Here is a 12,222-nt window from a genome sequence, read left to right as displayed (position 1 = left end):
GCGCGGGCGGGGCGCCCCCCTGGCGGTGGGGCGCCCCCTTTCACACGGTCAGCCGGTCACGGCGTCGCGCAGTACTGGGCTTCCTTGCCGATCGAGCGGTACATGCAGTCCGCGTTCTCCAGCAGCTGGAGCACCGCGTCCTTGTTGCGCGCGGTCTCGCGGTCGATGACCTCGTCCGGCGGGTAGAAGCCGCCGCCGCCGCTCTCCGGGTACATCTCGAAGGTGTAGGAGAAGATCTTCTGGTTGCCCCACAGCCAGTCGTCGATCGTCCCGTCCGTGATGTACAGGTCGCTCGACTGCTCCGGCGTGTAGCCGTTGCTCGCCGCCATGCTGGTGCCGATCTTCTTGTAGACGGCGAGGTCGTCGGCGGTCAGGCCCGGGGCGGTGTCGTTGTAGGTGTAGCCGAAGGGCCACAGGACGAGCTCGCTGTAGGTGTGGAAGTCGATGGCGGCCTTGATCTGCTGCTTGCCACCGATGACCCGGCTGCGGACGAAGTCCGCGACGACCTTCACCTCGGGCGCCGACTCGGCGGAGGCGCCCCGGTAGGTTTCGGAGCTCTTGCTGCTGCTGGAGCCGCCGCAGCAGCCGAACTTGTAGTTCCAGTTGCGGTTCTCGTCCGTGCCGACGTAGGAGGAGCCGGAGTTCGGCTGGCGGTTCTTGCGCCAGGAGCGGTAGGAGCCGGTGGCGATGTCGTACTCGCCGCCGTCCGGGTTGAGGTCCGGGACGATCCAGATCTCGCGGCCGTTGACGGCGCCCGTGACCCGGGAGTCGGTGCCGTACTTGGAGGTGAACTCCTTGAGCAGGTACAGGGCCATCTCGACGGTCAGGTGCTCACGGGCGTGCTGGTGGGCGGTGAAGAGCACCTCGGGCTCGGCCTCGTCCGTCGCGACGTTGTCGCTGATCTTGATGGCGAACATGTCGCGGCCTTGGTACGACTTTCCGATCACCCGCTTGCTCACGATCGCCGGGTACTGCGCGACGAGCTGGTTGATCTCCGCCGTCGCCTCGGCGTAGTTGTGGTACTTCGAGTCCGCCGAGGGGAAGTCCATCGGGCTCGCCGCGATGCCGGGCAGCGAGCGGTCCGGGGGTCCGGGCAGGGCGGTCAGCTTGTAGCCGAGCTCCTTGAGCTTCTTGGCCTGCATGGTGTCGGCGCTGACCACGACGGTGTGGTCGTCCACCTCGTCGATCGAGACGCCCGTACGGAGCAGGGCGGTGCGGTCGGCGGCGGTGGAGGGGCCGTGGATCCGGTACTGGACGATCGCCTCGTCCTGGGTGGCGGTCGAAGGGGCGGGCGGAGGGGAAGCCGTCGCGCTCATGCCGTAGGCGGGTGCGCCCAGCGCGAGCGCCAGCAGGGCCGCCGTGAGGGCGGCCCTCCGGCGGGTATGGAGCCGCATGCGTTCTCCTGGGTCGGGAGTGTGGGGGTAGCCGTGCGGACGCGCACAGCGTGCTCTCGTGGCATGTCCCGGTCAAGGACACGCGGTGCAGGCCGTACCGATCCGGCCACCCCCACACGTACCGCCTACGGGAGCCCGTGGACCTTGGGACCCACCGAGTTCGACCAAGCACTACCCGCCTTGGCGTCCCAGTTGGTCGACCAGGTCATCGCGCCGCGCAGCCCCGGGTAGGTCTTCGACGGCTTGAAGGAGCCGCAGTTCGTTCCCCTGGTCAGGCAGTCCAGGGCGTTGTTGACGATCGTCGGGGACACGTAGCCGCTGCCCGCGCCGCTGGGCGAGGCCGGGACGCCGATTCCCACCTGTGAGGGGTCGAGGCCGCCCTCCAGCTGGATGCAGGCGAGCGCGGTGAGGAAGTCCACCGAGCCCTGGGAGTAGACCTTGCCGTCGCAGCCGTTCATCGAGCCGCTGTTGTAGTACTGCATGTTGACGACGGTGAGGATGTCCTTGATGTTCAGCGCCGTCCTGAAGTAGCCGCCCTGCGTGGACTGCATGTCGATCGTCTGCGGGGCCATGGTGATGACGAGCGAGGAGCCGGCCTTCGACGACAGCGAGCGCAGGGCCTGCGTCATGTAGGTGGGGTTCAGGCCGTTCTCGAGGTCGATGTCGATCCCGGTGAACCCGTACTCCTGCATCAGGGCGTACGCGGAGTTCGCGAGGTTGTTCGCCGAGGTCGAGTCGTTGACCGTGATGGTCCCCTTCTCGCCGCCGACGGAGAGGATGACCGACTTGCCGGCCGCCTTCTTCGCGGCGATGTCGGCCTTGAACTGGGCGACCGTGTAGCCGCCGAGGCCGGCCGAGTCGAGGTTGAAGGTGATGGCGCCGGGCGTGGTGGTGGCGTCCGCGAAGGAGACGGCGATGATGTCGTACTGCGCCGAGACGTCGGAGATCTTCTGGACCGTCGCGCCGTTGTTGAAGTTCTGCCAGTAGCCGGTCAGGGCGTGCCTGGGGACGCCCGGGCCGGGGCCCGGACCCGGGTCGGTGCCGGTGGTGGTGCCGGTCACCGGGGCGGACTTCGGGCCCTCGCCCGCCGCGTTGTACGCGCTCACCTGGAAGGAGTACGAGGTCGAGGCCGCGAGCCCGGTGATCTGGGTGGAGGCGGCGCCGCCGGTCACGGCCTTGACGCGGACGCCGTCCTGATACACGTAGTAGCCGGTGGCCGAGCCGACCGCGTTCCACGAAAGGGTGAGGGCGTTCGCGCTCTGGCCGGAAACGGCCGCCCCGGCCGGGGCGCCGGGGACCGAAGGGCCGGGGTCGGTGCCGCCCCCGCCGTCCGGGCCGAAGACGCTGAACTCGTCGACGACGTAGGCCGGCTGGCCGTACCAGCCGTGCGTGTAGACGGTGACCTGGGTGGTGCCGGGGCCGGTGGTGAAGGTGGTGGAGAGCTTCTGCCAGCCGGCGCCCGACCCGGGCGTCCAGGTGGAGACGTCCTGGGTGCCGGTCCCGGTCGCGCCGAGGTAGACGTAGCTGCCCTGGACCTGTGTGCTCAGCGTGTACGTCGAGTTCGGCTTGACCGTGACGGTCTGGCTGCAGCGGGCGTTGTCCTGGCCCGCCGGGGTGGCCTTCAGGGCGCCGGATCCGGCGTAGACGGGCGAGGAGACGGAGGTGCCGGTTCCGCCGGTGCAGGACCAGTTGGCGAGACCCGACTCGAAGCCGCCGTTGCGGGCCACGTTCACGTCGGCGGCCTGTGCGGTACCGGCGGCGAGGGCGGACAGGGCGCCCGCCGCCAGGGTGACGGCGATGGGGAGGGCGAGGGAGCGTATGCGGTTCACGTGGGCTCCGGTGGGGGGAGGAAGAGAGGTGTGGGGAGAGGCGGACCGAGTGGGGTGGGTCCGACTCAAGGCGTTGGCTGCCAAGTTGGTCCAGACCAATCCCCGTGTCAAGAGTCTTCGCGATGTGGCTTGAAATGGCCCGCTATGCGATCCCTGTTGTCCGGGTTTCCGCCACCTGTGACATGTGCTGGTAGCACGGGAATCTTCAAGGCCCTGCCCCGCCAGGGGTGACGCGGATATGGTGCTGGAGCAAGGGGGGAGCGGGTCGATCGGATGCGGTCGCGCAGTGCGGGCGCGGACGCGAAAAATCCGTGCCGAATCCGCGTCGAGCCCGCGTCAGGTCCGTGCCGAGCGCACGTCAGGCACGTGTAAGTGCCCGCGACGTACAGGGCGTACAGGGGTGTACGTGGGGGAACGGGGGAATGCGCGTGCCGACCGCCATCGCTGTCACCAGCGCCGATCTGGTACTTCCGGCCCCTGACCGGCATACGCCCGGGGCCGCCTTACTGCACCCGCCCGAGCAGCTCGACCTGGAGTCCGCGCTCGCCGAGACGGGCGCCCTGCTGGAGCGGCACGGCCACCTCGTGGCCCTCGTACCGCCCTGGCTCCCGCGCTCCACCGTCCAGCGCCTGCACACCGTACGCGCCATCCTGGAAACCGACCGGATCGCGCTCCTCGGCATCGATCTGCCGCCGCTGGGAACGGCCCTGCTGGTACGTCAGCTGCGCCAGCTCAGCGTCTGCGACTTCAGCCCCGGAATCATCGCCTCCGCGGCCCGGCTGCTGTCCCACTACATCTACGCGGGCGCCCTGCTGGGCTCGGTCGCCAGACTCGACCGGGTCCGGGTCCCGGTCGGACTGGGGGCGCACGCCAGATCCTGGTCGCCGAGCGCGCAGTTCGCCGTCATGGCCCACCCGAAACCGCACCTCGCGAAACTGAGCGGCGGCGGATCCCAGGGCGGCGCCCATGGCCCCCGCGGCGCGGCCCTGCCGGCCGGCCCCGAGTTCGCCACGCACCTCATCTTCGCCCGCGGCCAGCTCACCTCCGACTGGGTCACGGCCGAACTGGCCCCCGCCTGGCAGGTCCAGGGCGTCCTGGAGAACCCGCTGCCCGCCGCGTCCCCCGGCTGGTGGGGGACCCCGAAACTCGTCGAGTTCGCCGCCGGCATCCCGGACCTGTCCGTGCTCTACCAGCTCGTCGCCTCGGTCCGCCGGGAGGAGTGCCGCTGGTGCGGCCTCGAACTCATCGGCGACCGCTGCGGCTTCTGCGCGGCACCGCTCACCGCACCGCCGCCGCCCGCGAGCACCGCCCGTTCCAGACCCTGATCACTCGAACGCACGAATGAATGAAGAACGGCGAGGTAGGTAAGGCCCATGAACTCACGCCAGCGCCGCGGCGTCATCCTGCTGCTCCTGTCGGTCCTGTGCGCCCTGGGGGCCTTCGCCGGAGTCCTCGTGGTGATCGGCGACGTCAACTCCAAGGTCGGCGCCGAGGTCGTCGCGTACCGGGCCAAGGGCGACATAGCCCCGTACAGCCCGCTGGCGGCCGGGCAGTTCGAGGAGGTCAGGATCCCCAAGCGGTGGCTCTCCGGCACCGCCGTCACGGACCTCGGCGCGCTCAAGGACAAGATCGCCCTCACCACGCTGAAGAAGGGCTCGCTGCTCCAGGCGGACATGTTCGTCGACCGGCCGCAGCTGCAGCCCGGTGAGCAGGAGATCGCCATCATGATCGACGCGGCCACGGGCGTGGCCGGGAAGATCACCTCCGGCGCCAAGGTCAACATCCTCGCCACCTTCAAGGGCGCCAAGGACACCGACCCCTCGCGCTCGGTGATCATCGTCGCCAACGCCCGGGTCCTGGGCGTCGGCAAGCTCACCGCCCTGGACAAGGACAGCGACCGCAAGGGCCCCGCCGAGGCCGTCCCGATCACCTTCGCCCTGAGCACCAAGGACACCCAGCGCGTCGCGTACGCCGAGTCCTTCGCGGAGCACGTACGCCTGGCCCTCGTGGCCCCCGGCACCGACTCGGCGCCCACCCCGGGCGACCGCACGTACACCCTCGACGGGGACAGGTGAGGCCCGGATGACCACCCGAATCCTCCCCGCGGTCGGCGACCCGGACGCCGCGCGCGCCATCGTGACCCTGCTCAGCCAGCTCCCGGCCGCCGAGCCGGCCGTCCCCGTCCCCGACGCGACCACGCTCCTGGACACCCTCGCCCGCCTCGCCGCCGAGTCCATCGACGAACTCCCCGAGGTCGTCCTCGTCCACGAGCGGATCGGCCCGGTGCCCGCCCTGGAGCTCATCCGGGAGGTCGCCCTGCGCTTCCCGGCGGTGGGCGTCGTCCTGGTCTCCTCGGACGCCGGCCCGGGGCTCTTCTCCGCCGCCATGGACTCGGGCGCGCGCGGCCTGATCGGCCTCCCGCTCTCCTACGAGGAACTCGCCGCCCGCGTCCAGGCCGCCGCCCAGTGGTCCGTGGGCGTACGCCGCCACCTGGGCGGGGGCGCCGCCGCCGACGTGTTCACGGGACCGGGCGGCCGGGTGGTCACCGTCACAGGAGCCAAGGGCGGCGTGGGCACCACCTTCACCGCCGTGCAGTTCGCGCTGGCCGCGGCCGCCTCGGGACGGCGTACCGCACTGGTGGACCTGGACCTCCAGGCCGGCGACGTGGGCTCGTACCTCGACGTGCAGTTCCGGCGCTCCATCGCCGACCTCGCCGGGATCCAGGACATCTCCCCGCGGGTCCTCCAGGACGCCGTCTACGACGACGCCTCGGGCCTCGCGCTGCTCCTCGCCCCGGCGGACGGGGAACGCGGCGAGGAGGTCGACGACCGGGCCGCCCGGCACATCGTCGGAGCCCTGCGCAGCCGCTACGAACTCGTCGTCGTCGACTGCGGCACCCAGGTCACCGGGGCCAACGCGGCGGCCGTGGAGATGGCGGACGTGGCGGTGCTGGTCACCACCCCGGACGTGGTCGCCGTGCGGGCGGCCAAGCGCATGGTCCGGATGTGGGAACGGCTCCAGGTGCGCAAGGCGGAGGACACCGCGATGGTCGTCAACCGCTGGAGCAAGCACACCGAGATCCAGCCCGCCCTGATCGAGAAGATCACCAAGACCCGCGCCACCCGCACCCCGGTCCCGGCCGCGTTCAAGGAACTCCAGGCCGTGGTCGACGCGGGCCGCGTCCAGGACCTCGACAACCGCTCGACGGTCAAACAGGCCCTGTGGACCCTGGCCGGCGAACTCGGCCTCCTGTCGACCCCGGACACCGCCCCGTCCGCCGCCACCGCCCCGGGCGCCTCGCTCGCGGTCCGCGCGACGGGCCCGGTGGCCCGCCTGCGCCGCGGCCGGGAGGGCTGACGCATGCCCGCCCGCAGACCGGGGCGCGGGGACCGGGGCCAGGTGGCGATCGAGTTCGTGGGCACGGTGCCGCTGATCCTGCTGCTCGTGGCGGCGGTGTGGGAGTGCGTACTGATCGGCTACGCCTTCTCGCTGGCGGGCAACGCGGCGGACGAGGCGGCGCGGGCGGGGGCGGTGCACGGGGATGCCGCCTGTAGGGAGGCGGCGCGGGAACACATCGGGGAGGCGTGGTACATGCCGCCTGCCGAATGCGGCAAGTCGGGCGACATCTACAAGGCGAAGGTCACCCTGGGCATTCCGGTCTTCTTCCCGGGCCTCGACTTCGGCCAGATCCACGGCACCGGCGGCGCCGCGTTGGAGAAGGAGGCCGAGTGACATGAGGCGGCGCATCCGTTCCGACCAGGGCCAAGTGGCCCTGGAGTACATCGGCTTCGTGCCGATCCTGCTGTTCGTCGCCCTCTGCGGGATCCAGCTGGGCTGGGTGGGGTACGTCCACGAACAGGCCGACACGGCGGCGCGTACGGCGGCGCGGGTGGAGGCCCAGCACCGGGGCCGGGGGGTGGCCGCCGGATACGCCGCAATCCGCGAGGGGCTCCCGGCGACCGTCCATGTGGACTCAGGAGGCGACGCGGTGACGGCGACCGTGACCATCCGGATCAACTCGATCATTCCCGGGCTGGATCCCGAACCGGCCAAGGCGACGGCCATCATGCCCAACGACGACCCGAAGGTGACCGGACCATGAGCCTGCGTTCCCGGGTCAACACCCCCGACGACCGGCACAGCCCGCGCGAGGACGGCCGGCTCGTCTCCTCCTACCGCGCCAAGCTGCTGGAGGAGATCGACCTCGCCGAGATGTCCGCGCTCGCACCCGCCGAGCGCCGGGCACGCCTGGAGCGCGTACTCGGCCACATCATCAGCCGGGAAGGGCCCGTCCTCTCCACGGTCGAGCGCGCCCAGCTGATCCGCCGCGTCGTCGACGAGGCCCTCGGGCTCGGCGTGCTCGAACCGCTCCTCGAAGACGCCTCGATCTCCGAAATCATGGTCAACGGCCCCGACCACATCTACGTGGAACGCGCCGGCCGGGTCGAACAGCTCCCCATCCGCTTCGCCTCGCACGAGCAGCTGATGCAGACCATCGAGCGCATCGTCTCCACCGTCAACCGGCGGGTGGACGAGGCCAATCCGATGGTCGACGCCCGCCTCCCCAGCGGCGAGCGCGTCAACGTCATCATCCCGCCGCTCTCCCTGACCGGCGCCACCCTCACCATCCGCCGCTTCCCGCGCGCCTTCACCCTGCACGAGATGATCGCCCTCGGCTCGCTCGACGAGCAGATGCTCCTCCTGCTCTCCGGCCTGGTCGCGGCGAAGATGAACGTGATCGTCTCCGGAGCCACCGGCACCGGCAAGACCACCCTCCTCAACGCCCTCTCCGGCCTGATCCCGGAGGGCGAACGCATCATCACCATCGAGGACTCGGCCGAACTCCAGCTCCAGCAGGCCCACGTCATCCGCCTCGAATCCCGCCCCGCGAACGTGGAGGGCAAGGGCCAGATCACCATCCGCGACCTGGTCCGCAACTCCCTGCGCATGCGCCCCGACCGCATCATCGTCGGCGAGGTCCGCGGCGGCGAGACCCTCGACATGCTCCAGGCGATGTCCACCGGCCACGACGGCTCCCTGGCCACCGTCCACGCCAATAGCTCCTCGGACGCCCTGATGCGCCTGCAGACCCTCGCCTCCATGTCGGAGGTCGAGATCCCCTTCGAGGCCCTGCAGGACCAGATCAACAGTGCGGTGAACGTCATCGTCCAGCTCACCCGCTTCGGCGACGGCTCGCGCCGCATCACCGAGATCTCCGTCCTCGAATCGCACGGCCGCGAGCCCTTCCGGATCACCACGGTCTGCCGCTTCGGGGCCCAGCCGATGGGGGCGGACGGGCGCGTCCGCGGCTACTTCGAGTACTACCCGCTGCCCCGCCGGATCGCCGAACGCCTCTACATGAACAATCAGCCCATCCCGCAGGCCTTCGGCGTCGCACCGGAAGACCCCCTGACCGCCCGCATCACCCGGACCGCCCTGTGAACCCACTGATCCTCGCCACCCTCGGCGCCACACTGCTCACCTGCGTCCTGGTCGTCGCCGGCCTCCAGGCGTACATGGCCGGCCGCGCCCAGCGCGCCGCCCTCATCGAGCGCCTCTCGGCGAGTGGTGCCCCGGAGCCCGTCGGCCGGCGCCGCCGCTTCCCAGGGGTGGACCGGCGACTGCGGAAGACGAAGCCGGGCCGCCGCATCGAGACCAAGCTGGCGACCACCGGCCTGGACCTCACCCCCGGCGAGTTCTTCGTCTACATGCTGGGTTCGATCGCGGGGGTCTGGCTGATCGCCTCCTCCCTCCTCGCACCGTTCTTCGGCCCGGTGGCGGGCGCCATCGGCATCTGGGCGGCGAACGCCTTCCTCAACTGGCAGCGGGCGCGGCGTACGGAACGGTTCATCAACCAGCTCCCCGACCTGGCCCGCATCCTCGCCAACGCCACCCAGGCCGGGCTGGCGCTGCGTACGGCCATCGGCCTCGCCGCCGAGGAGCTGGAGGCACCGGCCGGCGAGGAACTGGCACGCGTCGCCGACCGCCTCGCCGTCGGCCACTCGATCGACGACTCCCTCGGCGAACTCACCGAGCGCCTGCCGTCCCGGGAACTGGTCGTCCTGGTCTCCACGCTCGTCCTGTCCGCCCGCGCGGGCGGGGCGATCGTGGACAGCCTGCGCAACCTCACGGTGACGCTGGAGCAGCGCAAGGAGACCCGCAGGGAGATCCGTACCCAGCTGTCCCAGGTGACGGTGACGGCGTACCTCGTCCCCGCGATCGGCCTCGGGTCCCTGCTGCTGGTCGACCTGATGATGCCGGGCGCGCTGGACCGGATGACGGGCGCGCTCATCGGCCAGACGGCCGTGCTCATCTCCCTCGGCCTCTTCGCCCTGGGGTTCATCCTCATCCGCCGCCTGTCGAAGATCGACGTGTGAGGGGGCGGACGGGACGATGATCGGACTCCTTCTCGCACTGGCCGTGGCCCTGTCGGTCCTCGGCGCGTTCCACGGCATCCGCCTCTACCGCGCGGACGTGAAGCTGCCCACGGACCTCGCGCTCGCCCTGGAGGTCGGTGCCACCCGTACGACGGCGGTCGGCTCCCTGGTGGACCGGATGGGCATCCGCTGGGCCCCGGCGGTGCTGCGCCTGATGGGGCCGGCGCGGGTGGCCCGCAAGCGCCGCCAGATCGACATGGCGGGCAACCCGGCCGGCCTCACGATCGACCGCTACGCGGCCCGGCGGGCGGTGTACGGGGCTCTGGGCGCCCTCGGCGCCTTCTCGATGCTGATCAACGGTCAGCTGGTCGCCGCACTCCTCATGGTGGCCTTCGGACTGTTCTGGATCGAGGCCGGCCTGTGGTCGGCGATCCGGGTCCGCCGGGACCACATCGAGCGGACCCTGCCGGACTTCCTGGACGTACTCGCGGTCGTCGTCAGCGCCGGGCTGGGCTTCCGGCAGGCGCTGGAGCGGGTGGCGGACAAGTACGAAGGCCCCTGGGCCGACGAAATCCGCATCACACTGCAGCAGATGAACATGGGCGTCAGCCGCCGCCAGGCCTTCGACGAACTGCGCCGCCGCAATGACAGCGAACAGGTCGCGCAGTTCGTGACGGCGCTGCAGCAGGGCGAGGAGCTCGGCTCGCCGATCGTCGAGACCCTGATCGCGATCGCCGAGGACATGCGCCGCACGGACGCCCAGAACGCCCGCCGCCGCGCGGCCCGGGCCGTCCCCAAGGCGACGTTCGCCGTGACCATGTTCATGCTGCCCGGCACGCTGATCCTGCTCGTCTGCGGTTTCGTGTACGGCGCGAACGTCGACTTCGACGCGCTGTTCGGGGGTGGCTGAGCCATGGCCCGGCTGAGCGTGCTCATCGCCGACGGCAACCCGGTCATCCGGGCGGGCCTGGCGGCCATCCTGCGCACGGCGGAGGACCTCGACGTCATAGCCCAGGCGGCGGACGGCCGCGAAGCCCTGAGCCTGACCCGCCGGCACGCCCCGGACGTGATCCTGCTGGACGTCCGGATGCCGGGCGTGGACGGGATCTCCGCGCTGCCGCACCTGGTGCGGCTGGCTCCCGTACTGATGCTGACGTACAGCAGGGAAGCCGAAATCATCTGCGAGGCCCTGTCGCTGGGTGCGGGCGGCTACCTCGTACACGGCGAGTTCACGACGGACGACCTGCTGAGGGCGGTACGCGACGTCCCGCTGGGCCGCCCCCACTTCACCCCGACGGCGGCGAGCGCACTGCTCGCGGAGCTTCGGGCCTCTTCGCATCCGCAACGAGTTGTGGCACAGTCTTCTGAGCGGATGCACAACTCTGTTGTCTTCGGGCTGAGTTCCCGGGAGGTGGAGATCATGGATCTGATCGCGTCCGGGATGAGCAACCAGCGGATCGCGGCGGCCTGCTTCATCAGCGAGAAGACGGTCAAGAACCACATCAACCGCATCTTCGCGAAGCTCCAGAGCGCCACGCGCAGCGAGGCGATAGCCCGCTGGCTGGGAACCGCCCGTCCAGGAGTGACCGGTCATGGGTAGACAGAGTGCGCAGTGGGTCCGTAATTGGGCCCCGGGACCCTTGGTGACGACTGGTGACTCGCCGTACCGTCCGCAGATCGACACCGGTACCGGCCCGGGAGGGAACCCCCATGTCACAGAACACGCTGCTGAAGGCCGCCGTGGAGGCACGGATCAGGGTGAACGGCTGGGCGGACACGGCCACGACGAGGCTCCGCAAGCGCCACGCGAACCTCGACCGCGGCCAGACCGCCTTCGAATACCTGGGCATCATCCTGGTGGTTGTGGTGATCATCGGCGCGATCGTCGGTACGGGTATCGGTACGGCGATCACGGACAGGATCGCGGCAGCGGTCCAAGCCGTCACGGCCGGCGGCGGAGGGAAATGACCTCAGGTCGCCGCAGCGACCGAGGGCAGGCGTTTCCCATCTACATTGTGGTGATTGCGGGTCTGCTCTTTGCCGCGCTCGCGTTCTTTGTCGTCGGTCGAGCCGCCATCACTCGAAGTGACGCTCAGGGTGCTGCGGATGCTGCGGCCCTGGCAGCTGGGCGGGAAGCCAGAGACGCTGTGCTGCTCAATCTCGATCTTGCCGCGCTGAAGCCTGCGGACTGGGAGAAGATCGTTGATGGGGAACTCTTCAAACGCGACGAGGCTTGCGCGGCTGCAGACGCATTTGCGGCGAAGAATGACGGAAAAGTAACACTGTGTGATCCCGCCCCTCCGCGATTTACCGTCTCTGTGGAGACGAATGCGACAGTCGGTGATTCGGTGATTCCTGAGACGGGCAGTCGGCATGGAACCGCCACCGCCACCGCCTTGGTGCAGGCGAAGTGTTCCCTGAGCGCGGCCCCCACTCCTAGCCCCACTCTCACAGCGCCGGCTGAGGGTAGCTCGCCCGCTCCCACGCCTCCTCCGTCGACGGTGGCTTTCACTTGTGGCGGAGAGCTGGTCAAGCTCGATCCGCTGAAGCCGGGATCGCTGAGTGCATTGACCCGAAAGCTGTTCAGCGTGCGACTCGTCGGCTGACAGGAACGAGAGACAA

The 12,222-nt window shown here is 70.1% G+C and carries 13 protein-coding genes; 11 read left to right on the top strand and 2 right to left on the bottom strand.

Annotated elements, in window-relative coordinates; genetic code table 11:
* Positions 1-56: 56 nt before the first annotated feature.
* Positions 57-1,394, bottom strand: coding sequence for a M14 family metallopeptidase (locus ACFY04_RS11980; protein ID WP_389115954.1), 1,338 nt, complete (start codon positions 1,392-1,394; stop codon positions 57-59).
* A gap of 125 nt (positions 1,395-1,519) precedes the next feature.
* Positions 1,520-3,223, bottom strand: a complete 1,704-nt coding sequence (locus ACFY04_RS11975; protein WP_389115953.1) for a chitinase — start codon at positions 3,221-3,223, stop codon at positions 1,520-1,522.
* A gap of 422 nt (positions 3,224-3,645) precedes the next feature.
* On the opposite strand from ACFY04_RS11975, the gene ACFY04_RS11970 reads away from it, so the two are divergent.
* From ACFY04_RS11970 to ACFY04_RS11920, 11 genes are all read left to right on the top strand, one after another.
* Positions 3,646-4,548: a hypothetical protein gene (locus ACFY04_RS11970; RefSeq protein WP_389115951.1), complete on the top strand. Its 903-nt coding sequence runs from the start codon at positions 3,646-3,648 to the stop codon at positions 4,546-4,548.
* A gap of 48 nt (positions 4,549-4,596) precedes the next feature.
* On the top strand, positions 4,597-5,298 hold the full coding sequence (gene cpaB / locus ACFY04_RS11965) for a Flp pilus assembly protein CpaB (protein WP_389115950.1): 702 nt from the start codon (positions 4,597-4,599) through the stop codon (positions 5,296-5,298).
* Between the two features lie 7 nt (positions 5,299-5,305).
* On the top strand, positions 5,306-6,580 hold the full coding sequence (locus ACFY04_RS11960) for a CpaE family protein (RefSeq protein ID WP_389115949.1): 1,275 nt from the start codon (positions 5,306-5,308) through the stop codon (positions 6,578-6,580).
* Between the two features lie 3 nt (positions 6,581-6,583).
* The gene (locus ACFY04_RS11955; RefSeq protein WP_389115948.1) at positions 6,584-6,955 is read left to right on the top strand and encodes a TadE/TadG family type IV pilus assembly protein; all 372 of its coding nucleotides are present in this window, start codon (positions 6,584-6,586) and stop codon (positions 6,953-6,955) included.
* Between the two features lies 1 nt (position 6,956).
* Positions 6,957-7,325, top strand: coding sequence for a TadE/TadG family type IV pilus assembly protein (locus ACFY04_RS11950; protein ID WP_389115946.1), 369 nt, complete (start codon positions 6,957-6,959; stop codon positions 7,323-7,325).
* Complete coding sequence (locus tag ACFY04_RS11945) at positions 7,322-8,665, top strand: CpaF family protein (RefSeq protein WP_301366960.1); 1,344 nt, start codon at positions 7,322-7,324, stop codon at positions 8,663-8,665. The genes ACFY04_RS11950 and ACFY04_RS11945 overlap by 4 nt, the downstream gene beginning before the upstream one ends.
* Positions 8,662-9,600, top strand: coding sequence for a type II secretion system F family protein (locus ACFY04_RS11940; protein ID WP_389115944.1), 939 nt, complete (start codon positions 8,662-8,664; stop codon positions 9,598-9,600). Before ACFY04_RS11945 ends, ACFY04_RS11940 begins: the two co-directional genes overlap by 4 nt.
* Before the next feature lie 19 nt (positions 9,601-9,619).
* Complete coding sequence (locus ACFY04_RS11935; protein ID WP_301374512.1) at positions 9,620-10,510, top strand: DUF5936 domain-containing protein; 891 nt, start codon at positions 9,620-9,622, stop codon at positions 10,508-10,510.
* 3 nt (positions 10,511-10,513) lie between these two features.
* Positions 10,514-11,200, top strand: a complete 687-nt coding sequence (locus ACFY04_RS11930; RefSeq protein ID WP_314253602.1) for a response regulator transcription factor — start codon at positions 10,514-10,516, stop codon at positions 11,198-11,200.
* Between the two features lie 110 nt (positions 11,201-11,310).
* Complete coding sequence (locus ACFY04_RS11925; RefSeq protein ID WP_389115942.1) at positions 11,311-11,568, top strand: hypothetical protein; 258 nt, start codon at positions 11,311-11,313, stop codon at positions 11,566-11,568.
* Positions 11,565-12,206, top strand: coding sequence for a pilus assembly protein TadG-related protein (locus tag ACFY04_RS11920; protein ID WP_389115940.1), 642 nt, complete (start codon positions 11,565-11,567; stop codon positions 12,204-12,206). The genes ACFY04_RS11925 and ACFY04_RS11920 overlap by 4 nt, the downstream gene beginning before the upstream one ends.
* Positions 12,207-12,222: the final 16 nt, after the last annotated feature.

It is taken from the genome of Streptomyces sp. NPDC001549 (assembly GCF_042894025.1).
GTDB lineage: Bacteria > Actinomycetota > Actinomycetes > Streptomycetales > Streptomycetaceae > Streptomyces > Streptomyces kutzneri.
Note: the sequence above shows the minus strand (reverse complement) of the source record. Positions and strands in the feature narration are given on the sequence as shown.